The sequence below is a fragment of the Arenibacter algicola genome (assembly GCF_018860365.1).
GTDB lineage: Bacteria > Bacteroidota > Bacteroidia > Flavobacteriales > Flavobacteriaceae > Arenibacter > Arenibacter algicola_B.
On record NZ_JAHKPO010000024.1, the window covers coordinates 388,103 to 414,345 of the forward strand.

19 protein-coding genes are annotated in these 26,243 nt (G+C 40.2%); 5 read left to right on the forward strand and 14 right to left on the reverse strand.

Annotated elements, in window-relative coordinates; translation table 11 throughout:
* The first annotated feature begins 8 nt into the window (after positions 1-8).
* Positions 9-1,667, forward strand: coding sequence for a RagB/SusD family nutrient uptake outer membrane protein (locus KO529_RS20235; RefSeq protein ID WP_215949661.1), 1,659 nt, complete (start codon positions 9-11; stop codon positions 1,665-1,667).
* 108 nt (positions 1,668-1,775) lie between these two features.
* Here the strand turns inward: KO529_RS20235 and KO529_RS20240 are convergent, their stop codons facing one another.
* The 5 genes from KO529_RS20240 to KO529_RS20260 all read right to left on the reverse strand — a co-directional run bounded on the left by KO529_RS20240 (position 1,776) and on the right by KO529_RS20260 (position 7,362).
* Positions 1,776-2,825, reverse strand: a complete 1,050-nt coding sequence (locus KO529_RS20240; protein WP_215949662.1) for a LacI family DNA-binding transcriptional regulator — start codon at positions 2,823-2,825, stop codon at positions 1,776-1,778.
* Between the two features lie 70 nt (positions 2,826-2,895).
* The gene (locus KO529_RS20245; RefSeq protein WP_215949663.1) at positions 2,896-3,501 is read right to left on the reverse strand and encodes a 3-keto-disaccharide hydrolase; all 606 of its coding nucleotides are present in this window, start codon (positions 3,499-3,501) and stop codon (positions 2,896-2,898) included.
* A 7-nt stretch (positions 3,502-3,508) separates the two neighbouring features.
* Positions 3,509-4,573, reverse strand: coding sequence for a PmoA family protein (locus KO529_RS20250; RefSeq protein ID WP_215949664.1), 1,065 nt, complete (start codon positions 4,571-4,573; stop codon positions 3,509-3,511).
* A gap of 19 nt (positions 4,574-4,592) precedes the next feature.
* The gene (locus KO529_RS20255) at positions 4,593-5,951 is read right to left on the reverse strand and encodes a Gfo/Idh/MocA family protein (protein WP_215949665.1); all 1,359 of its coding nucleotides are present in this window, start codon (positions 5,949-5,951) and stop codon (positions 4,593-4,595) included.
* A gap of 28 nt (positions 5,952-5,979) precedes the next feature.
* Complete coding sequence (locus tag KO529_RS20260; RefSeq protein WP_215949666.1) at positions 5,980-7,362, reverse strand: 3-keto-disaccharide hydrolase; 1,383 nt, start codon at positions 7,360-7,362, stop codon at positions 5,980-5,982.
* Positions 7,363-7,632: 270 nt separating this feature from the next.
* On the opposite strand from KO529_RS20260, the gene KO529_RS20265 reads away from it, so the two are divergent.
* Together KO529_RS20265 and KO529_RS20270 are read left to right on the forward strand one after the other, a co-directional pair.
* Positions 7,633-8,595, forward strand: coding sequence for a YheT family hydrolase (locus KO529_RS20265; RefSeq protein ID WP_215949667.1), 963 nt, complete (start codon positions 7,633-7,635; stop codon positions 8,593-8,595).
* Positions 8,596-8,637: 42 nt separating this feature from the next.
* Positions 8,638-9,117, forward strand: coding sequence for a c-type cytochrome (locus tag KO529_RS20270; RefSeq protein ID WP_072860368.1), 480 nt, complete (start codon positions 8,638-8,640; stop codon positions 9,115-9,117).
* Positions 9,118-9,223: 106 nt separating this feature from the next.
* Here the strand turns inward: KO529_RS20270 and KO529_RS20275 are convergent, their stop codons facing one another.
* From KO529_RS20275 to KO529_RS20285, 3 genes are all read right to left on the reverse strand, one after another.
* On the reverse strand, positions 9,224-10,801 hold the full coding sequence (locus KO529_RS20275) for a SulP family inorganic anion transporter (protein WP_215949668.1): 1,578 nt from the start codon (positions 10,799-10,801) through the stop codon (positions 9,224-9,226).
* Positions 10,802-10,883: 82 nt separating this feature from the next.
* Complete coding sequence (locus KO529_RS20280) at positions 10,884-11,855, reverse strand: phytanoyl-CoA dioxygenase family protein (RefSeq protein WP_215949669.1); 972 nt, start codon at positions 11,853-11,855, stop codon at positions 10,884-10,886.
* Positions 11,856-12,079: 224 nt separating this feature from the next.
* Positions 12,080-13,006, reverse strand: a complete 927-nt coding sequence (locus KO529_RS20285; RefSeq protein ID WP_215949670.1) for a nicotinic acid mononucleotide adenyltransferase — start codon at positions 13,004-13,006, stop codon at positions 12,080-12,082.
* A gap of 317 nt (positions 13,007-13,323) precedes the next feature.
* Between KO529_RS20285 and KO529_RS20290 the strand changes: the two genes are divergently transcribed.
* Positions 13,324-14,325, forward strand: coding sequence for an NAD(P)H-dependent glycerol-3-phosphate dehydrogenase (locus tag KO529_RS20290; protein WP_215949671.1), 1,002 nt, complete (start codon positions 13,324-13,326; stop codon positions 14,323-14,325).
* Between the two features lie 51 nt (positions 14,326-14,376).
* Here the strand turns inward: KO529_RS20290 and KO529_RS20295 are convergent, their stop codons facing one another.
* From KO529_RS20295 to KO529_RS20310, 4 genes are all read right to left on the reverse strand, one after another.
* Positions 14,377-16,044 carry a glycerol-3-phosphate dehydrogenase/oxidase gene (locus tag KO529_RS20295; protein ID WP_215949672.1) on the reverse strand — a complete coding sequence of 556 codons (1,668 nt, stop codon included), beginning with the start codon at positions 16,042-16,044 and terminating at the stop codon, positions 14,377-14,379.
* Between the two features lie 98 nt (positions 16,045-16,142).
* Entirely contained in the window at positions 16,143-18,533 is a 2,391-nt protein-coding gene (pbpC, locus tag KO529_RS20300; protein WP_215949673.1) for a penicillin-binding protein 1C, read from the reverse strand.
* Positions 18,514-18,825: an antibiotic biosynthesis monooxygenase family protein gene (locus KO529_RS20305; RefSeq protein ID WP_215949674.1), complete on the reverse strand. Its 312-nt coding sequence runs from the start codon at positions 18,823-18,825 to the stop codon at positions 18,514-18,516. Before KO529_RS20305 ends, pbpC begins: the two co-directional genes overlap by 20 nt.
* A 2-nt stretch (positions 18,826-18,827) precedes the next feature.
* Positions 18,828-19,184, reverse strand: coding sequence for a hypothetical protein (locus tag KO529_RS20310; RefSeq protein WP_215949675.1), 357 nt, complete (start codon positions 19,182-19,184; stop codon positions 18,828-18,830).
* 106 nt (positions 19,185-19,290) lie between these two features.
* Between KO529_RS20310 and KO529_RS20315 the strand changes: the two genes are divergently transcribed.
* Entirely contained in the window at positions 19,291-19,839 is a 549-nt protein-coding gene (locus tag KO529_RS20315; RefSeq protein WP_215949676.1) for a CvpA family protein, read from the forward strand.
* A 71-nt stretch (positions 19,840-19,910) separates the two neighbouring features.
* On the opposite strand, the gene KO529_RS20320 is transcribed toward KO529_RS20315, so the two are convergent.
* Positions 19,911-20,441 carry a DUF5004 domain-containing protein gene (locus KO529_RS20320; protein ID WP_215949677.1) on the reverse strand — a complete coding sequence of 177 codons (531 nt, stop codon included), beginning with the start codon at positions 20,439-20,441 and terminating at the stop codon, positions 19,911-19,913.
* A gap of 91 nt (positions 20,442-20,532) precedes the next feature.
* On the reverse strand, positions 20,533-26,043 hold the full coding sequence (locus KO529_RS20325; protein WP_215949678.1) for an alpha-2-macroglobulin family protein: 5,511 nt from the start codon (positions 26,041-26,043) through the stop codon (positions 20,533-20,535).
* Positions 26,044-26,243: the final 200 nt, after the last annotated feature.

The following is a 26,243-nucleotide window of genomic DNA, read 5'->3' on the forward strand; positions in this document are numbered from 1 at the left end:
AAAATATTATGAAAGGAATAACATATAAAATCTTGGCTTTATCACTGATGGTTAGCATAACCTCCTGTGATAAATTCCTAGAAGAAGAGTTGGTGACCGATGTCTCATCAGCTTCATATTACACTACCGAGAAAGGGTTTGGTGATGCCGTGAACGCCACATACGCCCTACTAAAACCCTTTTATGGGCAAGAACGTGGATTTGCAATGACAACTATGGGCTCTGATATCTGGACAAATGGTTCCGATGGTGGCCATAAGGTATTTAATACCTATGACGTAGGGCTCAACAGTGCCGAAAGTTATGTAAGGGATGCTTGGAGAGACTGGTACAAAGGTATCAACCAAGCAAATGCCGTTATAGGTCGCTCTGAAGGTTTGGAAATGGATGAGACCATTAAAAATATTCGCTTGGCCGAAGTGAGATTTCTAAGGGCACTCTACTATTTTGACTTAACAAATACCTACGGCGACGTACATTTAAGCCTAGAGGAGACAGTAGGAATAGAAATAGAGGCCAATAAGACCGCAAGGGCAGAAATCTATAGCCAGGCAATTGTGCCAGATCTTGAATTTGCCATAGCCAATCTGCCCGCCACACAATCTCCTTACGGTAGGGCCACGAAAGCCGCTGCTGAATTTTTGTTGGCAAAAGCACTCTTGACAAGAAGTTATACTTCATGGGCCGAAAGTACTGATGCCTCTAGGGCAGAAACTTTGATGACCAGTGTAATAACCAACTACGGTTTTTCCCTTTTGGATAATTATGCCGACCTATGGGACATAAACAATCAGGAAAACAGTGAAATTGTTTGGAACATTACAAATTCCAAGGCCCAAGTTGACGACGGTACGGACGATTTCGGACACCGCGGACACTTGTATTTCTTAATGGAGTATGATGTTCTTCGGGGCCTGACCAGAGATGTAGAAAATGGAAGGCCATGGAAAAGACACCGCCCTACGGACTTTATGTTGGGGCTTTGGGACCGAAACCAAGACAGCAGATACGATGACTCTTTTAAACATGTATGGTACGCCAATAAGGATGAGCCCGCTACTGTAGCCAGTGGAAGTGAACCTGCAAGGGCTGCGCTTTCAATCGGTGATACTGCAGTATATATTCCTGGACCTGGAAAAGATATTGATTGGCCACAGTCCTTACAAGACACCAAACCATATATGACGATAACCAATGACGAATATACAGAAAGGTTGTTCCCCTCATTGAACAAATGGATAGACCCGACCCGTCCTGACAGACAACATACACCAGGACAGCGCGATTTTGTACTTATGCGTTTGGCCGATGCCTATTTGATACGTGCCGAAGCAAGATTAAAACAAAGCGATCCAGGTGGAGCGGCAGATGATATTAATATGGTAAGGGTAAGGGCTGCTGTACCAGGAATGGAAACAGCCATGCAAATTACGGGAGCTGATGTTGATCTAGATTTTATCTTGGACGAAAGGGCACGTGAACTGGCTGGGGAAGGACACCGTTGGTGGGATTTGGTAAGAACAGGCAAACTAGTTGAAAGAACTACTTTGCACAACCCACAAGCAGCTCCAAACATTCAGGAATATCATACACTGAGACCTATACCTCAAGATCAAATAGACAGAAGCTTGGGAGGTTATCCACAAAATCCAGGATATCCACAATAATAAAAAGTAGCCATTGAGTTAGTATCAAAATAGGCCTCCAAATATTTGGAGGCCTATTATTTTTGTTGATATTTAAACGCAACTTAAGTGATAGAGGGAGATGGCTCTCTAAAGCGCATCACTATTCTCCTGCACAATTATTTCTACTGGGACATCTATATTTAAATCTGAGGAATCCTGTTCCGTAAGGAATTTAAACATTCCCTTAATAGCTGTATACCCTTGAAATTCCGGTTTTTGATTGATTAAAAAATCAATCTCCTGCCTTCTTAGGCAGTCCAAGTTATTTTGATGCAGATCAAAGCCCACCACGGAAACATTTGAAACATTATAGGTCTTAAGAATTTCCGGAATTAAATAAGATCTTGCGTTGGTTACAAAAATCCCTTTTCGCCTAGGGTCTTTGAACCAGTTTTCTATTTCAGGATTAATTTCGAAAGGACGATCAATAGGATGATTAATGGTCATAATGGAAATTGGCTTTCCCTTAAAATTCGTTGCAAAAAACTCCCTAAAGCCATTTTCCCTTTGTTGATTATTGGCATGCAAGCCCCTCTCCGTTACAATATTGATTACAAAATAGAGGCCCTCGGTCCCGACCAGCCCATGTAAAAGCCTAGCTCCCACCATTCCGGCCTTATGTGAATTCTGCCGAATAAAACAGGAAGGGTAATCCAGTTTGATTTCCGTATCCATAAAGACTACAGGAATATTTTTGGCTTTGGCCTTACTTAACAGATTGTTGCATTCCACCATAAAAAATGGAACCGTGACCAAGGCGTCATAATTTTTATTGGTAATGGCGTCTCCCAATTTTATAAAGGAAAAAGGATCGGTAAAATAGTAATATGAGACAAGGATGCCCATCTCGCTTAATTCTTCCACAGCCTTTTCGATACCTTTTTTGGGCAGCTCCCAATAGCTCCAATTACTGGAGACCTCCGGTATAAGAACGGCTATTTTTAATTTCTTGCGTCCTGCCAAATTAAGGCGACTGGCCACCGTATTCTTTTTATATCCGGTTTCCTTGATTATAGCCTTTATCTTGTCCCGTGTGGCATTGGATACCCCGGGCCTATTATGCAACACCCTATCTACGGTGCCAATGGAGACATTGGCCAGTTTGGCAATTTGTTTAATTCCGATAAGATTGTCCATAGGCCAGCTTCCTTAAATTAGCATTATAAGGGCAATATAAAATGGCGGCAAAATTACAACTTGATTCTGTTTAAAGCTTGCCTAAAACTATTTTTCTAAAGTGTATCTCCATTTCCCTGCCCGGATGTAATTGCAGCCCAACGGGACCTTGCAGATTGGCATTATCCATAGTATAGTTCATGACTTCCTCTCCATTTAACCAAACCGTATACCTATTGTTCACTGCACGGGCCTTGATAGTATTCCACCCCTTTAAACGAAGTAATTTATTTACATTCTTCGCTTCCACAGGATAACTGGCTCCTGGAACATATGGCGACCCGGTCATATCCCTTTTTAGTGAACCCGATATGCCAATTTGAATCTGAGGATTATTTTTATCCTCTCCCCGCATAAATATGCCAGAATCTATGTTCCCACTTATCATTTTAAAATCCATTTGCACCACAAAGTCATTATAACTCTCATTGGTCCAAAGAATGGAACCCTTTTTTCCGGGATTGTTCTTGGCTATTATTTTTCCATTTTTTACGGTCCATTCCCCACCATCCGGTATTTTCCATGACTCCAATGTTTTACCATTGAACAAGCTGTTCATGGATGCCTTTTCCGAATCCTGGGCCATTCCACTTTTCCCAAAAGTTAGAAAAAGCAATAAAACCGCAACATATTTCATAGTAGTATTAATTTTTGCTAAAATCAGAAAAATATCCATTCAGTGAATCTTGTGACAATTGCTCGCCGTTGTGCACCAAGATGGTATATTTGAAAGTTACGGATTCCCCTTTGGCCAAAGTAAAATTCAATTTTTCCTTGCCTTCCGAAAACACCTCTTGTCCCAATGGATTGGCTGCAAATAGTCCGTAACCCCGTGCATGCCAATAGGTAGGATATCCCACATTGTTGGGATGATCCATTATGGTTACCGAAACAGGCTCTTCAGCAATCTTTCCGTATAAAGTAGTCCATTTGGCCCGTGTTCCCCAGGCCTCTTCACCAGTCTTCCCTTCACTGGTTAAATAATTACCATTAACCCCTTCGTTGTTCAGAGCTTTAACCTCGGTTGGTATCCCATTGGCATCCATGAATATAGAAGGTTGGTCAGAAGGAAGTTCCAGCCCTCGAGTTACCCGGATAGCAATCATTCCCTCTTTGTTATCTTTAAAGGAAACATCTTCCATGGCTTTCAAGGTAGTAGTTCTAACAATTTTCCTAGTATCCCCGTTTTGACTAAAGGAAAATTCCGTTGTTTCCTCCAATAGCTTGGTATTATCTGAAGTATCCCAGCTAGCTTTGGTAACCAGAGTACCCTTTTCCGCATTGGTTTCCACGATCTGCCTATGGTTTATGGTTCCATATTTATGTTTATCCTCTTCTTTTATGGCATAGGAATTGTTCCAAAAATCCAACCCGTTTACATCTCCGTAATTAAACCATATTCCCACATGGTGCGGATGATCTACCCTTTCCCCCTCTACTGGCTCTATAGGGAACCCCCGGGTTATTTTTTTACCGCTTTTGGTAATTACCGGATAGAGCACGGGTTTAGGTGTTTTTCCGTCGTATACATAGCTTGTGAATAAATTCCCGTCTATTAGTACGTCTACCTTTTGATTCTTTTCATCTTTGTTAAAGGTAACTTGATCCGTCTTTTGTGAAGGTTCCTCAACATTACCCTTTTCCACCTTATCCTTACAGGAAGAAATTACCATAAGAATGAGCAAACAACTAATATTGATCTTATTCATGCTATTATCGATTTTAGGATTAATATTTGAAAACCTTGTCACCGGCCAAAACATCCTGAGCCTTCTCATCAAAAGTGGATTTTAATCCTGTCCTAAGGGCCGCGGTGGTCATAATGTTGGCAATAGAATGATTGTAAGCCGCATCTATTGGACCATTTGTTTCCTTTCTGCTCCTTACACATTCCATCCAATTCAACATATGCAATGAGGTCATATTATCGGCACCGGTGTCAGCGGAGGTAACCACTTGTACGGCACTATCCGACAGATCAAATTCTGGTAATTTATTCTCTTGCATTCCCATTTTATTGGCATGGGAAGCATTTAACCCACCATTGGGACTCACCTTATTTGTGTCCAGATTTAATTCTCCCCCATTGGAATAATAAATCTCCTTGGTGCCACCTGCGGAATTGGTAAACCTGGACGAATATACCACTTGAAAACCTTTGGAAAGGTCATCCAATGGGCCATAATCGAATACCGCAGTCATGGTATCGTAATTTTTTCTTCCATCTTTCCAAAGATAGATTCCACCATTGGCTGCAACACTCCTTGGATGGTTTAGTCCCGTAAACCAGTGTACGGTATCAATCTGGTGGGACATCCATTGTCCTGGAATTCCTGAAGAAAAAGGCCAAAACAATCTATACTCCAAATACTTTCTAGGATCCCAGGCCTCATAAGGTCTGTTCATTAAATAACGCTTCCAATCGGTATCCGATTCTTTGATCTGACTGGTCAATTCAGGCAAGCGCCATCTGTCCGGTTGATTTACGTTCCAACTCATTTCAACCATTACGATATCCCCAAATTTACCTGATTTAATATAGTCGTTGGCAGCATGGTAATTGCGTCCACTTCGCCTTTGGGAACCTATTTGAAACACGATACCGGAATCTTCGACCGCCTTTTTACCCACCCTTGCATCGTCCATGGTTTCTGCAAATGGTTTTTCTACGTAAATATCCTTTTTTGCATTGGCAGCTTGAACGGTGTGTAGGGCATGTTGGAAATCTGGAGTAGAAATTATAACAGCATCAATTTTATTTTCCTCGTACATTTCATCATGGTTTCTCCAAACCCTCATCTTGTCCCCGGTTTTCTCCTTCAAATAGGCAGCTCCTTCGTCCCTTCTTCGGTTCCAAATATCGGAAACCCCCACAATTTCAAAGTTCTGTTTTTTATGATGCCCCAAAAATGCAGGAATCAAGGCTCCTTTGGCCCTATTGGAAAAACCCGCAATTCCTACCCTTACCCGGTCATTGGCACCAATGATCTTACTGTAGCTTTTTGCACTCATAGAGTTGATTCCCAAGGCTATGCCTCCTGAGGCCAATGCTGTTTTCTTTATGAAATTTCTACGTCCTTCACCCATAATCTTAATATTTTGAATTGAACCTTTTTTAAAACTCACGAATTTTTATACTTCTAAAGGAAACATGGTCTCCATGATCCTGCAAAAGGATCCTACCTGCAGGTATTGTTCCAAAATTTTCCCATTTGTCATACTTGCTTTTTTCGACCAGAGCCTTAAAGGTCTGGCTAAACCGGTCGTATTCCACCACCTTCACATTATTCAACCAATGTTCAACATGGCCTCCCCTTACAACTATACGGGCATTGTTCCATTTATCTACCCCATTGAAGTTCTTGCCCCTAGAATTTTCAAAGTTCTCTGCACGGATCAGGTCATATAGGGATCCCACGGTCCTATTGCCATTTTTTCCCATTTTGGCATCTGGATGTTCCTTATCATCCAACACCTGAAACTCCAACCCTATGGCAGAACCCTGTCCCATATTGAGCCCTGGATCTACAAAATATTTAATCCCGCTATTGGCCCCTTTGGTCAACTTAAAATCTACACTTAATTCAAAATTGCTAAACGCCTCCGTTGTTACAATGTCCCCACCATTTCTGGATTCGGCACCATCAGATGACAGAACACTTAGTGTTCCCTCTTCCATATTCCAACCTTTCTCTGGAAACGCATTCAGTTTGGCACCACGCCATCCTTCCGATGTTTTGCCGTCCCATAATAATCTCCAGCCTTTTCTAATTTCATCAGAAGTAAGCTGATTTTGCAAATAGCTTATTTCCGGGGCATATACGGCCACCTGCTTACGCTCCTTCTCCAAATCAGTGGTTTTGATCCTAATGTTTTTCCATTTCACTATTTTGCCCTCCAAACTGGCATCGTGAATGGAATGCACCTGAAAAGCAATAAATCCTTTGGCAGTAACATCGTCTACCAAGTTGGCACACTGTATCCCATTTATCCAAGTTCTAATATTGTTGCCGATAGCCTCAATTCTATAATGGTTCCATTCCCCAGGTTTAAAAGCATTTTGTCCTTTATTGTTTCTGGACAAAGGATATAACCAGCCCCTTCTTGCCTCATCATATATACCCCCAGCCCATTTTCTATCACTGGTTTCAATTTCACATTGGTATCCATGCACCCTTCCATCCATATATTCGGGAAGGCTCAAACTCCTAAATTGAACTCCGGAATTGAGTCCGTTTTCCACAAATACATCAAACTCCAAAATAAAATCGCCATAGGCCTTTTTGGTAGCCATAAAACTATTAGGTGTATTCAACCTAGAGGTTCCTATCATTTCCCCATTTTCAATTTTATACTTCGCGTTTCCGTTCAATTGTTCAAAATTGGAGAAATCCTTACCGTTAAAAAGTGTTTCCCACCCATCTTGGGCAAGAGCATTGAAAAAGGTAAAGTGAAGCAGTATTACCAAGGTTATCCTGGTCAGTTTCCTATTAGCCATAACATTTAAGTATTAATTTTCGTTAACGTTAACGAAAATATAAAAATATGTTGAAACAACAACATATTAATTGACAAATTCATATATATAATTTGCAATAAACATGAATTAAGTAAATTTTTCAACCATTTTATGGCATATTCTAAAAAATTTGAGTCTCTATTCTACCGTCCTTTAATATCCTGGCAACCAATCTTTGAAAGAATATAGGATAGCCTTATCTTGTAGCTTTATACTTGTAATTCTACAACCCCATTTAGAACACTATCTATGCCCATAATCCATTCCAAATACAACCCCCCATTCCCCTTTAAAAGTGGACATTTTTCCACTATCTATTCAGGATTAATTAGAAAGGTCAATGGTCTAAACCAACAACGGGAACGCTTAGAGCTTAGTGATGGGGATTTTTTGGATTTGGATTGGAGCTACTCCTCCCGGCCATCTACAGGAGTGGTAATACTTTTACACGGTTTGGAAGGCAATGCCCAAAGACCTTATATTACCGGTAGTGCGAAACAGTTCAATGCCATTGGTATAGATGCCTGTGCCGTTAACTATAGAGGTTGCAGTGGTGAAACCAATCGTCTTTTCCGATCTTATCATTCCGGGGCCACGGAAGATCTGGAAGCCGTAATTGACCATATACTAAAAGAAAAAAAATACGCTTCTATTTACTTAAAGGGATTTAGCCTGGGCGGCAATATGACCTTAAAATACTTGGGAGAAGGAAGGTCGATTCCCAAGGAAATAAAAGGGGCGATAGCAGTATCTGTACCATGCAATTTGCACAGTTCATTATTAGAACTTCTGAAACCTAAAAATATGATGTATGCCAAACGGTTTAAGAAACATCTTATAGAAAAACTGCGGTCTAAACAGCTTCTTTTTCCAGACGAGATAAGCGATTTGGATATTGCAAAGATAAACACCCTAAAAGATTTCGATGACATCTATACCAGTAGGGCTCATGGATTTAAGGATGCCATTGATTATTACCAAAAATCCAGTTCACTACAATTTATCCATTCGATTAGAACCCCTACCCTGATTATAAATGCACAAAATGATTCCTTTTTAGGGGACCAATGTTATCCCTACAAGGAAGCCGAACAAAACAATTCCGTACATTTTGAACTTCCCTTGTATGGCGGTCATGTAGGGTTTTATGGTCAAAAAAATATCACCTATACTGAAAAAAGGGCATTAAAATTCGTTGAAGAATTATATTAAAATAATCTATTTATTATCTTCGTGAAATAATATACCAAAACGATGAGAAAATTATTTATCCCTTTGGCCTTAGCTGGATTAATCCTTAGCTGTGGCGAAAAAAAAGAAGAAAAGAAGGAAGGTTTTGAAATGAACCGTACCAAAAAAGAAGTCAAGGCGGAACCTGTAAGTGAGGGAGTACCTGTAGACATGAGCAACAAAGGTGTTGGCCCTATTAAATCTGTAACTTTCGCAGATGAAATAGATACCGAGCTGGCTGCCAAAGGACAAAAGACATTCAGTACTATTTGTGTGGCCTGCCATATGGCCGAACAACGTTTAATTGGACCGGCACTAAAAGGTGTTTTTGAAAGAAGAAGCCCTGAATGGGTTATGAACATGATCTTGAACCCAGATGGTATGCTTAAGGAAGACCCTATAGCTAAGGCCTTATTGAAGGAGTATAACAATGCCGTTATGTTAAACCAGAATCTTTCCGAAGAGGATGCACGTGCGGTAGCAGAGTATTTAAGGACCTTATAGTATACAGATCCATAAAAAATAAAAAGGCGTTTGCACCAATATAAGGTTGTTGCAAACGCTTTTCTTTTTAGAATTATACTCTGTGACAAATATCCTTAAGGGTAAACTATACCTTATCCACAACTACCTTGTAAGTAGGATCCTCTATTACGTTTACATCAATAATTTCATTGGCATTCTCCAATAACCTGATACAGTCGCGACTTAAATGTTTAAGATGTACTTTTTTACCAACCTTGGCATAGCGTTCCGTTAATTTGTTAAGGGCCTCAATTCCGGACATATCCGCAACCCTACTTTCCTTAAAATCTATAATTACTTCGTTGGGATCGTTCTGTATATCAAACTTTTCGGCAAAGGCGGTTGTGGAACCAAAAAACAAAGGTCCGTATATTTCATAATGCTTTACCCCGTTTTCATCGATGGTCTTTCTAGCCCTAATACGCTTGGCATTTTCCCATGAATAGGCCAAGGCAGAAATAATTACCCCAAACAAAACGGCAACGGCCAAGTTATGGGTAATAGCTGTTATTAATGTAACCAAAACCATTACGACTACATCAGAAGAAGGCATTTTTCTAAATGTCTTAAAACTGGCCCATTCAAATGTACCAATTGCCACCATGAACATAAGTCCAACCAAAGCGGCCATGGGCAATTGTTCAATTAAATTAGATCCGAACATTATAAAGACCAACAACATTACGGCCGCTGTAATCCCAGATAATCGGGCCCTGGCGCCAGCAGAAGTATTGATCAAACTTTGTCCGATCATAGCACACCCGCCCATCCCGGATAGAAATCCTGAGAAAATATTTGCTGTTCCCTGCGCTATACACTCCTTGTTGCCACTTCCGCGAGTATCGGTGATTTCATCTATTATGTTCAATGTCAATAGACTTTCAATTAAACCAACTCCCGCTACTATGGCCGCAAAAGGAAAGATTATTTTAAATGTTTCCAGAGTTAAGGGAATATTTGGAATGGATAAAGGTGGAAACCCTCCTTTAATTGTCTCGCCTTCGGCCATAGTATCCGCTACTGTAAGCGTATCTATACCAAAGCCCAAAACTATTGCAGACACCACAACAATGGCCAATAAGGAAGATGGAATTGCCTTTGTTAATTTTGGAAGGCCCCAAATGATCAACATGGTTAAAAGCGTTAACCCCAGCATAATCCACAATGCCGAACCGGACAAAAGATCTGTGGTGCCCTTCACATAGAAATTAGGGAACTGCGCCATAAAAATTATAATGGCCAGTCCGTTTACAAATCCAAACATTACAGGGTGTGGTACCAAGCGTATGAATTTACCTAATCTTAGAACCCCTGCCATTATTTGTAATAGCCCGGCAATGATAACGGTAGCAAACACATAGTTCAAAATAGTTTCTGGAGTAATTCCGGGAAACGTATTTTTTAATTCTAAAATTAAACCAATAAATATGACTGCCACGGCTCCTGTAGCACCAGAAATCATTCCTGGCCTACCGCCTAAAATAGAAGTTACCAAGGCCAATACGAAGGCTGCATATAACCCTGTTAGTGGTGAAAACCCAGGAATCAAGGCAAAAGCTATTGCTTCAGGGACCAAAGCTAGGGCTACTGTTAAACCTGATAATATCTCGGTCTTATAATCTACTTTTTGCTTAAAATCGAATAGATTTAAATACTTTTTCACGTCTTTGTTTTAAGGGCGCAAAAGTAGTGGATTTTCTGGTTTTAAAGGCCACGTAATGCCTAAATGTGACATTTACAACAAATTACCAAGATTGAAGCCCTAATAATTTCTTGCCCAAATCACTTAAATCGGCCGTTTTATATTTGGTCTGTTCCCAATTTCTAGGGTCACCGGGAAAAGCATATCCTTCTGGGGCCAATCTATTTTTCCAAGAATTGATACGCCAGGTTCTTAGGGGAATATTGTGCTCTTCAGCCGGCATCATAGAAATATATTGGGCAATACGGACCTTGTCCTTTGAATTATTGGGCCTTATACCGTGGGGTTGCAAGCTATTAAAAATTAAAAGATCGCCCGCCTCCATCTTCACTTTTACAATCTTATCCTGCAGTCCGCTAACATCTGGCTTAAAACGGTCCCTATTCTCCGGCTGGTCAAGTTTCCAAGTTTCATAATTCCGGTATAACCAGGGAACACATTGAAATCCTCCCATATTTTCATCGGTCTGGTCCACTAGAGCTAATACACCCTGTACATTCTGAGGTCTAGTTTCCGGGTCATAGTCCCAATGGATAAAGCCTTTTTGCTCAAATCCTGACCGAATTGGAAAGTTTAGATTGGCCCTATCAATAGTTACCCAAAGTTTTTCCGTTCCCCAAATATCTACAAAAGCATCGTAAATTTTCTCTTGTTGCCTATTGTTCCATAGATACTGATGGTTATACACCTCAACCATTCCCGTACCCGTTAATTCCTTCATTTGCATTTCTGCCCTTGGAGGCGTATACCAACTGTTGGGATTCTTAGGGTCTTTTTCTTCAAATTCCCATATAAATTTTGCGGTTTCCCGCGCTTGGTTCTTTGTGATAGCATTTTTGATAACAATATACCCGTTGTACAACCAAAATTTCCAATCCTCCTCACTCAAGATCCGTAATGGTTTTCCATTACTTCTGTCGTTCAAACCAATTTTGCTTGTTGTTGAGGTGGAAGGATTTCCCGGAATCTCCGCATGTGGGTTCTTGTTTGTTGCCTTAGTATACTTGGATCGCATCTCCTTGATTTTTAATCGTCACGAACAATACCATAATTTAAGGAATTTAATTGAAAAAATCCTGTTTGTTGGACCGCCAATTATTGGCGGAATTAATCTTTAAAAATGCTGTAGAACTATGGCAAATAAAAAACCGCCCTGGGTAATTACTCCAAGACGGTCTTTAACTAAATAACCAACCAAAAACTTCTTTATATAGTCACCGTATAATTTTACGGCAATAATTATATCTTTCTTTTTCTGACCACCTTCATGGTCCCATATTCGGTTTTCATCCTCTTCTTATCCAATTGGGATATACCAGATTTCAAATAAGTGATAAATCCCTTTCCCTTAAACTTGTAAACCGTTCCACTTTTGGAATGATACAGCTCTATTGTACTATCATTAATAACGTACAACTCAAAGTAATCATTGCCCATGAAGTCATAATCCAGTGTTAAAGTTTTAAGCGTTTCATCGTTATAAACATCAAATAATGAATACTCCCCTCCATAATCCCATAAAATGTCGTTGAAATGCATCCCGTTGGGGTCTACCGAGGAATTGAACATACTTCTGTTTCCTTCAAAATAGAACTGTAGGTAATTTTCCGAATCAAAATCGTTCACTGTTCCCTCCTCACTAGTAGCAACCTTTTCCCAAACTTCATATTCCTGCAACAAGTACTCAATATTATCGTAAAATAACATGTCGTAATCAAAGTTATTTCTTTGATATCCCTCCAAATAATATGACGTTCGGCTGTTGGAATCATATAGTTCAATAGTGTTGTTATCCACAAGAAATACCTCTAAGCTCCAGTAGCCGTCCACATCATGATTAATTTGCAGCCTTCCATTATCAGTATTAAAATACCCAACATCCAATCCAAAGCCGTTCCCCGTTTTACCAATACCCACTATATTATTGTTGGCAAAAACCGTTTCACCCACAAAGGAGACGGTAAAAGCCCTTTGTAAAAAAGGAACCTCCCCATTGCCAGAAGTAGCATTGATATCTACATACCAAAGCTCATAGGATTTTAATAGGGCTTGTACATTTAGAATGGGTTCATCCAAATATTCGTCCTCAATAATAACTTCGGTATAACAACCCGTTGCCAAAATACTAAGGGTTATAGCTGTAAGTAGTAGTTTTATGGCTCTCATATCATAAAGATTAATGTTTCTTATTCCAGTAAAACAATCATTATGCCAATAATGTTAAATACTGATTATCAGTTATTTGTAATTAAAAATGTATATAGGCTCAAAATTTTGGATTCCCAATTTGGGGCCAAACCTTATGCCTATGGTATTGAATTCTTGTTTTGAATCTCCAAAAAACAGTCCTACATTGCCATAGATTTTATTGAACCATCTGCTCCTCTAAATTAATACCGGAAAATTGATGGGCTATTGATTTTTTTTAACAAGAAGACATCTTGGTTATTGGATCTTGGCGTACAACAAGAAATATTAAATAAATGAAAAACAATATAAAGTTTGCAATGTTGGGTGGTGGTAGCTGGGCAACTGCCATTGTTAAGATGTTAACAGAGAATGCCGATGTGGTTAATTGGTACATGCGCAATACCGATGCTATTGAACACATTAGAACACAGAAACACAACCCTAATTACCTAAGTTCGGTAGAGTTTCGTACAGAACAATTAAACCTGACTGACAATATCAATGAGGCTGTTGCTGATGCCGATGTCCTTATTTTTGCAATTCCCTCTGCTTTTTTAGAGAACGAATTGAAGCAATTGACCGTAGATATCAAGGACAAAATTATTTTTTCGGCCATTAAGGGTATTGTACCGGAATCCGGTTTGATCGTCGGGGAACATTTTCATGTCAACTTTAAAGTTCCCTTCGAAAATATCGGGGTCATTACAGGACCATGCCATGCCGAAGAAGTTGCTTTGGAACGTTTGTCCTATTTAACAATAGCCTGTGCGGACACCGAAAAAGCCAAATTAGTGGCCAAACACCTAAGTAGTGACTACATAAAAACCAAAATATCCGACGATATTATTGGGACGGAATATGCGGCCATGCTGAAGAATATTTATGCCATTGCTGCCGGTATTGCCCATGGATTGGGATACGGCGACAACTTTCAAAGCGTACTTATGAGCAACTCCATTAGAGAAATGAAGCGGTTTATAAAACGGGTACATAAGATGAAACGCAATATAAACGACTCTGCCTATTTAGGGGACCTTTTAGTAACGGGCTACTCCGTTTTTAGCCGTAACCGCATGTTTGGGAATATGATCGGCAAAGGTTACACTGTAAAAAGTGCCATGATGGAAATGAAAATGGTGGCTGAAGGATATTATGCCACCAATAGTGCCCATTTAATAGTATCAAAACACAAGAATAAATCAAAAACCCCTATTCTAAATGCCGTTTACGAAGTGCTTTATGAAAATAAAAGCCCGAAAAAGGTCTTTAAGGAACTGACCGAAAAGCTGGATTAGGCTTACAAATTAACACCCGTAGGCCTCTCAAGATCACCTTTACCACTGTCCTTAAATTCGGTCTAGCGAAAAATTGGAATGCTCTTCCATTTCTCCTTCCAAGGTCTTCCGGTAAGAGTTAATTGCCTCATCATCCAATTTGTAAATAGTTTTGAACTCGGCCAAGATGGGTTCCATCAATTTTCTAATACTATCTATATCAAAGTATAACCTTCCAGTTCTACGTATAAAAAAATCCATGGGAGTTTGTACCATTTCATTTTCAATGGTAAATTTTAACTCGGCCTTTGCCATGCCCACTACATGATCATCTTCCTTCTGCTTTGCATAGTACTGCAAAATTGTTTCGGTTTGTTTTCCATAATTGGTTACTAAATACCAGGCATCATATTGAGAAAATCCCTCGGGGGTTAATCTTTCATGGATTTCGGCAATATATTTCTTAACGTATTTATACTTTTTAAACTCATTTCCACATAGAGGAATATGTTCCGTATCCGAAGCCTTTACACTAATTCCATAATCTTCCTCCATTTTTTTGGCTACTCTGTTAACTACGCGCTCCGCCATTTTACGATAGCCCGTTAGTTTTCCTCCAGCAATACTTATGAGGCCGGTATCTGAAGTAAAAATTTCATCTTTTCGAGACAATTCAGAGGCAGACTTACCTTCTTCGTGTATAAGTGGGCGTAGTCCTGCCCATGAGGAGATTATATCTTCCATTTCCAAATTTATTTTTGGAAACATATTATTTACTGCAGATATTAGATAAATAGCATCGGCCACATCTGTTTTTACGCTATCCTTGTTTTCATTAAAATTGGTGTCCGTAGTGCCAACATAGGTAATCTTGCCCCTTGGAATCGCAAACATCATACGCCCGTCCGGAATATCAAAATAAACGGATTGCTTTATAGGTAATTTTTCATAAGGAAAAACCAAATGCACCCCTTTCGTAAGATGAAGTCGCTTTCCCTTTTTAGAATTGTTAATGCCCCGAAGCTCATCTACCCAAGGTCCTGCAGCGCTTATTACATATTTGGCCTTTATGGCGAATTCAGTATCCAAGACCGTGTCCTTTACTTTAACACCTGCAACCACATCCTCCTCATAAATAAAGTCCGTCACCTGGGTATAGTTTAGTGGCATGGCGCCATATTGCAGGCTGGTCTTTATGGTCTCCATGGTGAGTCGGGCATCATCTGTTCTATACTCCGCATAATATCCTGCTCCATTCAATATCTTTTTTGGCAACAAAGGTTCTAATTTCAGGGCCTCTTTTTTCTCCAACATTTTACGTTTATCATCACCTGTCACCTGGGCCAAAATATCATAAACCTTTAACCCAATAGAAGTAAGCCATTTGCCATAAGACCCATTTTCTATCAATGGCAACAACATTTTCTCCGGCAACACTAAATGTGGCGCCAAATTATGTACTATGGCCCTTTCCGAACCCACTTCTTTTACCAACCAGAAATCAAATTGTTTTAGATATCGCAATCCGCCATGAATCAATTTTGTTGACTTGCTACTGGTTCCTGATGCAAAGTCATTTTTTTCAACCAAGGCGACCTTCAAGCCTCTGGATGCAGCATCCAAGGCAATCCCACCACCTGTAATGCCGCCACCGATCACAACCAGATCAAAAGCCTCTTCCGCTAGTTTGGCAACGGTTTTTTTTCTGTCCAAATTAGAAAATCGAATATTTTTTGTCATCTCTTTATACGGTATCTGTTTATTGCGGCTGTATTTATCTTACTTTGACCAATTTCATTAAAGGTAATTGTTTATAGACCCAAATCAAAGGACAATTGTTACTCTATCGTTATCGTTATAACAACTTCATTACCTAGCGCATCAACTGCCGTAATTACATGCTCTCCAGGTGCAGGCATCAATCCTATTTCGTGATAGTCTATGGTTTGCCCAATAAATTTCTCATCCAAATACCAATAAACCGGAGTTGCCGGTTTAACATGGGCCAACTTAACTACCAATTCATTCTTCTTGCCTTCAAAATTTCTTGCCAAGGTAATTCTGCTTCCGTTCCTTGGATATATAAACTCCATTGCCGCAGTATTGGTTTCCCTACAATTATCCAGAAATGGTGGTAAAGTTTTATAGGAAGGATGTCCCTTTTTATAGTAATATTCCATCAAAGGGGGCAACACAAACCAGGATTCGCTCACTGCTTGTGACAAATCTGCGCAGGAGGAATTGACCCTGTACTGCTTTTGAGCATTTAAATGCACCATTTGATGATACCCACATGACTTTACGAAATTTTGCTTTTTGGGAATAGAAATTACTTTTTTGGGACAAATGTCAGTTGCAAGGTAACCACTTTCCGAACATACTTTAATTTCAGTAAACTCATCCTCTGGCTTTTGAAACCAGGTAGATCTGGGCAGAACATCGAACACATCGAATAAAATTGGTGCCGCACTGGTGAGTCCGGTTACATTTGGTCTTCCTTCTCCATCGGCATTTCCTGCCCACACCCCAACTACGTAGTCTTTGGTAATGCCTATGGCCCAGGCATCCTTGTTTCCAAAACTCGTACCCGTTTTCCAAGCTATCTGCTTGGAGGAATCAAAAAACTCCCAGGATTCACTACCCTCAGGACGGTTTACCTTTTTCATGGCCTCAAAAGTAAGGTAGATACTCGCCGCATCAAAAATAGTCACCTCGGTAGATTTAGCACCAAAATCTACCTTGGTATCCACTGTAGGGATTGGCTCAACAAATTCCTTGGTATAGTACTCACTTGAGGTAGCGTTGAAATGGTTTACGGTTGATGCCAAGGAAGCATAGGTCTTGCACATATCCCACAGATTGCTTTCTGCTCCGCCAAGAATTAATGTCAAGCCATAATGATCGGCAGACTTATCCAGGCCCCTTAAGTTAAACAAATCCAGTTGATCCCTAAATTTTTCCAATCCGTAGGAACGTAACAGGCGTACAGCAGGTATATTTAGGGACTTGGCCAGCGCCTTGTCGGCCTCTACGGCACCACTATAGCTTTCATTAAAATTCTCCGGAGTATAACCTGCTATTTGGGTTGGAATATCGGGTATTAGCATATTGGGCAACAATTCTCCCGCATTCATCATGGCGGTATACAATAAAGGCTTTAGAACACTCCCGGTACTGCGATTGGCCTGCACCATATCCACATCCTTTTCGTGTTCGTTGTCCGTTGGGGTGTTACCTACATACGAAAGTACCTTACGTGTTTTAACATCCATCAACAGCACTGCCGCATTGTAGACTTGATTCTGCTTTAAGTTTTTATAGTGCTTGCTTACAATACTGTTTATACCGGCCTGTAGGTTTTCATCCACATGGGTCAAAATTCTCTTCCCCTTATATTTTTTAGCCAAATATTGAACCATATGAGGTGCTGTATCCGGTAATTGAAAAGGCTTTAGGGGCAATTCTTCCAAAAGCGAAAGCTGGTAGGTAGTACTATCTATATAATTATTATTCAATAATTTATGAAGTAACCTATTTCTCTTGTTCAGCAGTTTTGATTGATTCTTTCCAGGGTAAATTAAACTTGGGGCATTGGGCAATACGGCCAAAGTAGCTGCTTCTGCCCATGACAATTGACTGGGCTGCATACCAAAGTAACGCCAAGCCGCTGCCTCCAAGCCTACCACATTTCCTCCAAATGGGGCATGACTGGCATATAATTTCAATATATATTTCTTGGAATATCCCAACTCCAACCTCGTTGCCAAAACCAGTTCCCTAACTTTTTCCCAATAGGACCGTTTTTTGTGATTGCGGGATAAACGTATTACCTGTTGGGTAAGGGTACTGCCCCCCCTAACTGTTTTCCCTGCCATAATATTTGCTATAAAAGCTTTGCTTATGGAAACTGGATTAAATCCGGGATGCTTATAAAAATAGGCGTCCTCAAAATTTAAAATACAGGTCTCAAATTTATAGGGCACACTATCCACCACAGGGAATCTCCATTGCCCGTCCTCGGCAATAAGTGCTCCCAAAAGCTTGCCCGATCTACTCTCAACAACAGTGGCATGGGGGGTGTGGAATAGTTGTTTGGGCAAACAGAAATAATAGGCAATCAAGAGTAAAGTAAGGATAAGTAATTTCTTGGGATGCCTATGAATTAGCCCCCTCAACCGTAGAAAGGTTGTTTTTCCCTTTTTCGAATCCTTATCCGTTCCCAAATTCATACTCCCTTTCCACCATACAAATACGTACCTTGTACCATTTGTACCATTCTTCCCTACCTTTTTTTTGGGCAAACAAATGATCCGCCTGCATTTTCCAATCCGCTATAGCACCCAGACTATCCCAATAACTTACACTTAACCCTATTTGGCCCCTAGCGCTTTCAAAGCCTAGAAAGCCTTTCTGACTTTTTGCCAATGACTCCATTTGATGGGCCATTTCCAAATACCCGTTGGCATCTTCCGTTGTAATAGAAGTAAATATTACGGCGTAATAGGGTTTTTTAAGTTCCATATCTAAATAATGTATTCCTTTTCCAAGAAATAGCTCACCAAAGCCTCCTTCATTAAAACGGATTGTTCGCCGGCCTTTAAAGAGGGCAGCTCTTCTTTTATGTTATAATGCGGCCATCCATCTTCGTCAAAAAAATCGAATTCATAATACCCATATGGTTCCAACAACCTGCAGATAGCGATATGCATTAGATTTAATTTTTCATCCTTCTTAAAGGTTTTATGAATTTGCCCCAGTTCCTGGACTCCTACCAGATATATGATGGCATCCAATTCCAAGGGATCGTTGTCCGCAAATTGGGAAGACAATTTTTTTACCAAAATCTCCCACCTATCTTTTAATTGTGTATCTCTAGACATTGTAATTTATCCTAAATTATATCTATTGCTGGATTCACTTATCCAAACAGAATAGAATTGTTCAAAGGTACAAATCAAAGTTTTATATTTGTCAAAAGACTTTTGTATGGGTGTATTGGATATTATTATTGGACTACTATTACTATACGGCCTATATAAGGGAATTAAAAATGGTCTCTTTGTGGAATTGGCATCTTTGGTTGCCCTTGTTGCTGGTTTGTATGGTGCCATTCACTTCTCCTACATTGTAGGGGAATATCTCTCCAAAAATATGGAGTGGAACGAAAGATATATGAACACTGCTTCCTTCCTGATCACCTTTATAATTATTGTCCTTATAGTGAATATGGCTGGAAGATTGTTGACCAAGATTGCCGATTTTGCCATGTTGGGAATACTAAATAAAATAGCGGGAGGAATATTTGGAGCGCTCAAAGTTGCTGTAATCCTAGGCGCCCTATTGATATTTTTTGACAGGACCAATAATCAACTTGGATTTGTTAAGCAAGAATCAATTGACGAATCCAAACTATATATGCCTGTAAAGGAAATAGGGGCCCTTGTTTTTAGTAAGGTATTAAAAGAGAATAAAGCTTTGGAGACCGAGCCACCACAAAATAAGGATAAAAACACCTTCATTAAGGTGGGTGGCTAATTATAGCATCCTATGGTTGTCAAATTATTTTTTTGGACCATAGGATGATATAATCTTACACTCAATACCAATTAATTGGTCGCTTCCGTTTTAGTATAGGTAAATGTAACGTCTGTTTGTACGGTTTGCCCATTTACATCTGTTATGTTATAATTGGAAGTAGTGGTAAATGCAGATTTGCCCTCATTGAAAACAATTTTCAAATTTTGAGAGGAACAATTCCCAATTAAACCTAGGATGCCACTGGAAAGCTTCCAGGTTCCTTCAATCTTAAGCTTATTACTGCAGCTAGACGCATTTTGACCTTGGGCGAATTCGTAGGCGCGACCTGGTCCGAAAGTATACTCGGCATCCTTTTCGCAGTCCGTATATTGCACATAAATATCCTTTTTTGGATTCTGCTCGTCATCTTTGGTAATATCTACTTCCTTTTCCGCCACTATAGCCGTCAACTCCCAGGCTCCGAGCAGCTCATTTTCCTCCGCAACAAGTGCCCCTTCAAAATCAGCTGGACATTCAACGGTATTATCCGTACTACAACCTACCAATAAGCTGTTAAATGCAATTGCCCCAAAGAGCCCAAACCAAATTATTTTTTTCATATGATATTATTTATATTTTTATTCATAAATGCAAAAAATACAAAATGGTTGCGTTAAAGGAGGTTGATTTTTTTATGCCCATTGAGGGCAATTATTGCACAACTTCTACCCATTGGCCTATGGTACGCACGGAATAATCATTGTTGTACATGGCCTCTGCCTGTATCCCGGGCAAGTAATATTTTCCCAAATAAGATGCGTTCAGCAATACCCTAAATATTTTTGTTTCGTTCTTCTTCATGTCAAAATAAAAATTGGCCCTATCATCCCTCAAATCCGTATAGGTCACCTCGTTTTCAGCAAAATCGCCAAAATCCGTGAACCTGGTATTTACTATTTCCCAGCCACTAGGGAATATTTCGGACAGTGCTACATTTTTAATTACCTCTGCCTTGGTATTGGTAAGTGATACTTCTGCGACAAAATCCGTGCCCTGCATTATGGAGGATGGGTCCAATTTAATGCCGTTCCTTCCCTTAAAGACCACATTGGCTACTAAATTGCGCTGCACCTCCCTTTCCTCTCCCACAGGCAAAATTCCACTCTTAATTATACTCACATAAAGCAAATTTTCGCCAGTATTTTTTATATTAATGGAATTGGTTCCCGTTCTAATACCCAATTCTGTATTGGCCAAGGTTTTGTCCGTATCAATTGTGGTATTGCCCCCGTTAACAGTTATGCTGGCCTTAATTCCCTTTCCCCCTATCATATCGGCAAATTTTGCCAATGCCAAGAGGCAATAGGCAGTACTCTGAGTACTCATCCATTGATCCGAACTTAAGCGCTGTGCTAAACTCTTGGCCATTTCCTGAGCCTTAACCTTATCATTTAAAAGCACAAAGGTTTCCAAGGCCATTGCCCTATTGCGTTCGGAGGACCCAAAGGTTTGATAGTCATATTTACCATCCGAAAAATCATAGTTTGCGGATTTAATTATCTGCTGGGCCACAGTTTCCTGGCCAACAAGTCCGTAGGCAGCCGCCAAGCGGAATTTCCCTTCATTGGACAGATTGGGCGTTTCCCTAAGTCTGTTCATTGAAGCAATATCCGCATTTCCTGAAAGTGCCAAGGAATATAGGCGATATGCCTGGGCCAAATCTGAAGACCCTGTTCCTGATCTCCATTGCCTAGCTATATTTTGTTGATAATTTATCCAGGAAGACCTAAATCCTAGAGGCAAAACATATCCCTTTTTCTCAGCTTCCAATAAAAAGTGGCCCACATATGATGAACTCCAATCATCGGCATAATTTTGTCCTGGCCAATAGGCGAAACCCCCATTTGGGGTTTGATAGCTACCAACCCTTTTTATGGCACTTTCAACATTTTGTTGTATCTCTTTTTTCTTTGTTGCGTTAATATCGAAGATATCCGTAATAAATAACTGCGGAAAAGCACTAGAGGTGGTCTGCTCCAAACACCCATGCGGATATTGGATCAAATATTGCATTCTTCCATTAAAATTCATAGGTGGAAGGGTAGAAAATTCCAGTTCTGCACTATTGCTGCCAGGAATGCCAAAAGTTTCAAGATCAATTTTTCGGCTACTAGCGGCCTCCAGGACAATATCCTCTGTAACCGTAGTCAATGGATTGGGGTTTACCACATCTATAGGCACCTCAAAAGAGGCCCTTTCCCCATTACCCGAAGCCTCCACCACTACCTTGCCGATTCCTTTAAAATCAGCTACCTTTAATTGAAAATAGGCCATTTTTTCATCAGGTTGGGCGAAAGAAAGGTTTTGTACGGTCTTCCCCTCAATGCTGAAGGAAGGATCCGGTTTAATTTTTAGCGTCATTTCCTTAACCTTGTCTTCCATAACAAAAACAGTAACCGGTAAAGTCACCGTCTCCCCAGGGGTAATTTTCCTTGGCAAAGAAGCCAATACCATAAGAGGTTTTCTTACGGGGGTTGCTTTTTCTGCCATGCCATATGCGGCTTCCCCTGAATTTCCTGCTATGATCATTGTACGTACCGAACCAACATATTTGGGAATGTCTATTGTATGTGATTTTGTCTCCCCCTTATTCAAGCTAAAGGGGCCCAAATAAACCACCATAGGTTCAAAGCGATTGGCCTTTTTATTTTTAGCGCCGGCCAATTCTCCGTCCCCTCCAATAGCAAAGACCTGATTTATTCTCCCGCCAAAAGCCCCGATTACATCATCGTATACATCCCAACTCTTGACCCCCAGTGCTTCCCTGGCATAGAAAGTATTCCACGGATTTGGAGTTTTATAACGGGTTAGATCCAGCAGTCCTTCATCCACCATGGCAATGCTATAGGTCATGGCCCTGCCTTTTTTCTCGTTTATTTTGAGGGTTATACTTTCCTCAGGCTTTAAGACATCCGGCATAGCAATTTCTGGTTGCAGTTTGGTCAAAGGATCTTCTACCAAGATAGGAACTACCCCATACATTCGTATAGGCGAATCGTTTAAAGTATTGGCATGCGGTTGCAGCAAACTAATATTGATATAAACATTTGGGGTGTACAATTCAGTTATGGGTATTTCAAATTTTGTTTCCCCTTTTTCAGATTCCACCCATAGTGAATGGAGTACCTCACTGCCATTTTCAATGGTAACCAATGCCCTGCCACCTTGGGAACCCGGAAAGGTAACAATGGCCGTTTCCCCGACTTTGTAAACTTCCTTGTCCGTGGAGAACACTAGCATAGTGGCGGCGGAAGGATCATTTTTCATGCTTTTTCCAGCCCATCCCGGCCAATCTACATATATTGTTTTGCCCGTTGCATGCCCTCCCATTGGATCTTCCACTCTAACCAAATAGCGGCCCCATTCGGGATATTTTAACTCAAAATTAAATGATGCCTTACCACTGGAATTAGTGCTTATGGTTTTCTCAAATACTTTTTCCTGATACTCACTACTGCTAAAACTGGAAAGATTATCGGCAGAAGTCTCCCACCACCATCTCCAGCTCACTTTATAAATAGTAGCCTTTAAATTGTTTGTGGCTTTGGGATTGCCCATTTCATCTACGGTCACCACTTCAAACTTATGGGACTCATCTGTGAGCAGCATTCCCCTTGTTTTATCACCTTTGGGTACATTAAGGCCTACGTAAGTGTTAAAGGGCGAAAATTGCTTTGTAAAGACATCAGTACTAAAATCGCCCCCATTTTCATAAACCTTGGTGATAAATGCTGCCGTAAGCATTCCTGGGGCCTGACTATTAATTTGTGGATTTAACGAAAAGGGTGCTTTACCTTCTGCATTGACAGCACTATTGAAAACTATTTGATCTTCTGTAGCAAACGCCCTTGTAGGATCATCAAAAACATAAGCCGGGAAGTTTTTAAAAGTTGTAGTCTGTACATTGAACCTGGCAGTGATATCTGCCTTAAGGTTTTTGGCCACCGCGCCGTGAAGCCAAGCCACCTCCAACATCCCTTTTATGGGTTTACCGCCGGACAGCACCTCATTTTCAAACATCGTCTTAATCTTTAATCTATTTGGTTTGATTGTTTCAATCTTAATGGTTTTTGTAAAAGTTGCCCCTCCTACTGAAACCTTCGCCAACCAATTACCGGTAGGCGCATTTTCATCCGTCCTTAAAACGAAACTATAAAAATTGTTGAGAGAATTTGTCCTTACTTCCCGTAGGACCACCTTATTGTAGGGGTCTATCAATTCCAATTTTACAGGATGCCCTACGGGAAGTTTATTTGCCTTATCGTTTAACATAAACGAAAGAAAGAGTTTGTCACCAGGGCGCCAGACCCCCCTTTCCCCAAAAATGAAACCTTTTATTCCCTTTTGTAGTGCAACCCCATCAACATTGAACTTACTAACGGACAGCGCGTTGCCGTCATTTAGTTTAACGTAGGTCTTTTGACCATTGCTTTCAGCTACGGCAAAGTACGCCAAATGATCGGTATCAAAGAGAGAAGTACCGTCCAACGCTGTTATTACTTGCCCAATGGGCTGTTGTTGGTAGTTATAGAAAGTAACCTTGGCCCCGGCAACGGGTTCAGTACTTACAATATTATTGACCGCTACAAAATAACTCTTGTTCACCCCCTGTTTTACGGTTATCCCCAGATCCGAGGCCAAAACATTGGTCCCTACCGTTTTATCAAAGTAATAGGAAGTATGGCAAGGGTTGTCCCGTTGGTTCCAATCATAGTTAAAGTAATAATCTTCGTAATAGGATTCCACTCCGTCCCATGAACTGTTTTCCGTTTCTTGATCAAAATCATCTTCCGATGGGGCTTCTTGTTCAAAATTGGTGTCGTCACATTTGAAAAGGCTATACGAGGGTTTAAAACTAAATTCAACTCTATAAATAGCCCCTACCTCAGGTGAAATGAGCGTTCTTAAATCTATGGCATGGGCGGACCATTTACCATTATAATTGCCAAGACCGGTTTCCAAATCCAATTTCTTGGAGGCTATGGGCCGTGCTACAGTTTTTAAATTGTAACTCCCGTTAAGATCATTACCTTGTAAGAACTGCAGAATATTACTCACGAAAATTTTATAGACGGTTAGGTTGACCGACTTCAGATTTACCGCCTCAAAATTTATTTTTAGATTATTGGAGGATGGTAAAATTGTTCCATTTGATAAAAGACGGACCTCCGGTTTTATTTGTTCGAACGCTACCCGCTCTGTGAGCTTTGTTTTAAGCTTGTACCCATCAACACTTTCAATACCTTCAAAAACCTCCAGCCTAAGGGTTGTACTCATCTCCTTGGAAGGATATACCTTTAGCGTATTGCCCACTACATCATATTTAAGGTTGCCATCCCCTTCCAACACTACCAGACCCTTAAAGTTTTGTCCTTTTTTTAAGGGATCCGAAAAATTTATATTTATGATTTGATTTTCCCCTGTTTCCAAGCCAACATCCAGAATGCTAAAATTACTCTTGCCCGGTATTTTTATAGTATTTTTTCCAGCACTTTCAATATCCACACCGGTGCCATCCCACACAACCTCCAAGTCTGTATCTTCAGTGAATCGCTGAATACTATCTATCTTAAAATGAAATTGGGTTCCTTCAGCTATGGATGTATCAAATTTAACAGGGACCTTTTTCCCGTTCTGTTTTACCTCCAACAACTTCTTGGCATTTTCCAAACTTAATTGATCGGCACTTTTCAATTGTCCTTCCAAATATTGATAATCCTTGGAATAGGATTGCAGGGCTTGGGTATACACATTGAACTGTTGTTTCAAAGTTTTTACCTCAAAATTAAACTTGCGTAACTCTTTTGGGACCCCGGAAATAAAAGATCCCAGATCCAAGGTAAACCCATAGGTACTATTCTGCTGAAAACCGGCCTCTGGCACAAAAGCAATGGTTCTACTGTCCAAGGCTATTACCTTGCCTCTGGTCTTGGGAGATACCAGTAATAAATCACTGTCCAATTCCTTTCCGTTTTCCCAGGAATCAACTGGACGGCTCAACACTATCCTTACATCTGCTTTTACAGAAATTAATCCATGGGATACTTCCGTTATATATTCCTGATATAGATTTAAGTTATCTACTGGAGTTTTGCCGGTCTCTTTTTTCTGGTTACAACCAAGGATGAAAAGAAATATTAGGGCACGGACAATTAATTTCATGAAAAGAAGCAATTTAGTACAGTAAAGATAAAATGTTTTCCCTTTGTGGCGTATTTTTTGATTTAATTAAGCCCGGCAAAAAAATTATTTTCCTATCATTTCAAATCCAGTTATGGTATCCAAAATGTAAATACTAAATGTGAATCGACAATTTGGTGCTGGGTTTATAATATAAGTAGTCCTTGGATTACAGAATGTAT

Coding starts and splice junctions, on each gene's coding strand:
- KO529_RS20250 (WP_215949664.1), bottom strand. CDS start 4,573: ATGAATAAGATCAATATTAGTTGTTTGCTCATTCTTATGGTAATTTCT.
- KO529_RS20270 (WP_072860368.1), top strand. CDS start 8,638: ATGAGAAAATTATTTATCCCTTTGGCCTTAGCTGGATTAATCCTTAGC.
- KO529_RS20320 (WP_215949677.1), bottom strand. CDS start 20,441: ATGAAAAAAATAATTTGGTTTGGGCTCTTTGGGGCAATTGCATTTAAC.
- KO529_RS20260 (WP_215949666.1), bottom strand. CDS start 7,362: ATGGCTAATAGGAAACTGACCAGGATAACCTTGGTAATACTGCTTCAC.
- KO529_RS20245 (WP_215949663.1), bottom strand. CDS start 3,501: ATGAAATATGTTGCGGTTTTATTGCTTTTTCTAACTTTTGGGAAAAGT.
- pbpC (WP_215949673.1), bottom strand. CDS start 18,533: ATGAATTTGGGAACGGATAAGGATTCGAAAAAGGGAAAAACAACCTTT.
- KO529_RS20265 (WP_215949667.1), top strand. CDS start 7,633: ATGCCCATAATCCATTCCAAATACAACCCCCCATTCCCCTTTAAAAGT.
- KO529_RS20325 (WP_215949678.1), bottom strand. CDS start 26,043: ATGAAATTAATTGTCCGTGCCCTAATATTTCTTTTCATCCTTGGTTGT.
- KO529_RS20235 (WP_215949661.1), top strand. CDS start 9: ATGAAAGGAATAACATATAAAATCTTGGCTTTATCACTGATGGTTAGC.
- KO529_RS20255 (WP_215949665.1), bottom strand. CDS start 5,951: ATGGGTGAAGGACGTAGAAATTTCATAAAGAAAACAGCATTGGCCTCA.
- KO529_RS20285 (WP_215949670.1), bottom strand. CDS start 13,006: ATGAGAGCCATAAAACTACTACTTACAGCTATAACCCTTAGTATTTTG.
- KO529_RS20305 (WP_215949674.1), bottom strand. CDS start 18,825: ATGGAACTTAAAAAACCCTATTACGCCGTAATATTTACTTCTATTACA.
- KO529_RS20280 (WP_215949669.1), bottom strand. CDS start 11,855: ATGCGATCCAAGTATACTAAGGCAACAAACAAGAACCCACATGCGGAG.
- KO529_RS20310 (WP_215949675.1), bottom strand. CDS start 19,184: ATGTCTAGAGATACACAATTAAAAGATAGGTGGGAGATTTTGGTAAAA.
- KO529_RS20295 (WP_215949672.1), bottom strand. CDS start 16,044: ATGACAAAAAATATTCGATTTTCTAATTTGGACAGAAAAAAAACCGTT.
- KO529_RS20240 (WP_215949662.1), bottom strand. CDS start 2,825: ATGGACAATCTTATCGGAATTAAACAAATTGCCAAACTGGCCAATGTC.
- KO529_RS20290 (WP_215949671.1), top strand. CDS start 13,324: ATGAAAAACAATATAAAGTTTGCAATGTTGGGTGGTGGTAGCTGGGCA.
- KO529_RS20315 (WP_215949676.1), top strand. CDS start 19,291: ATGGGTGTATTGGATATTATTATTGGACTACTATTACTATACGGCCTA.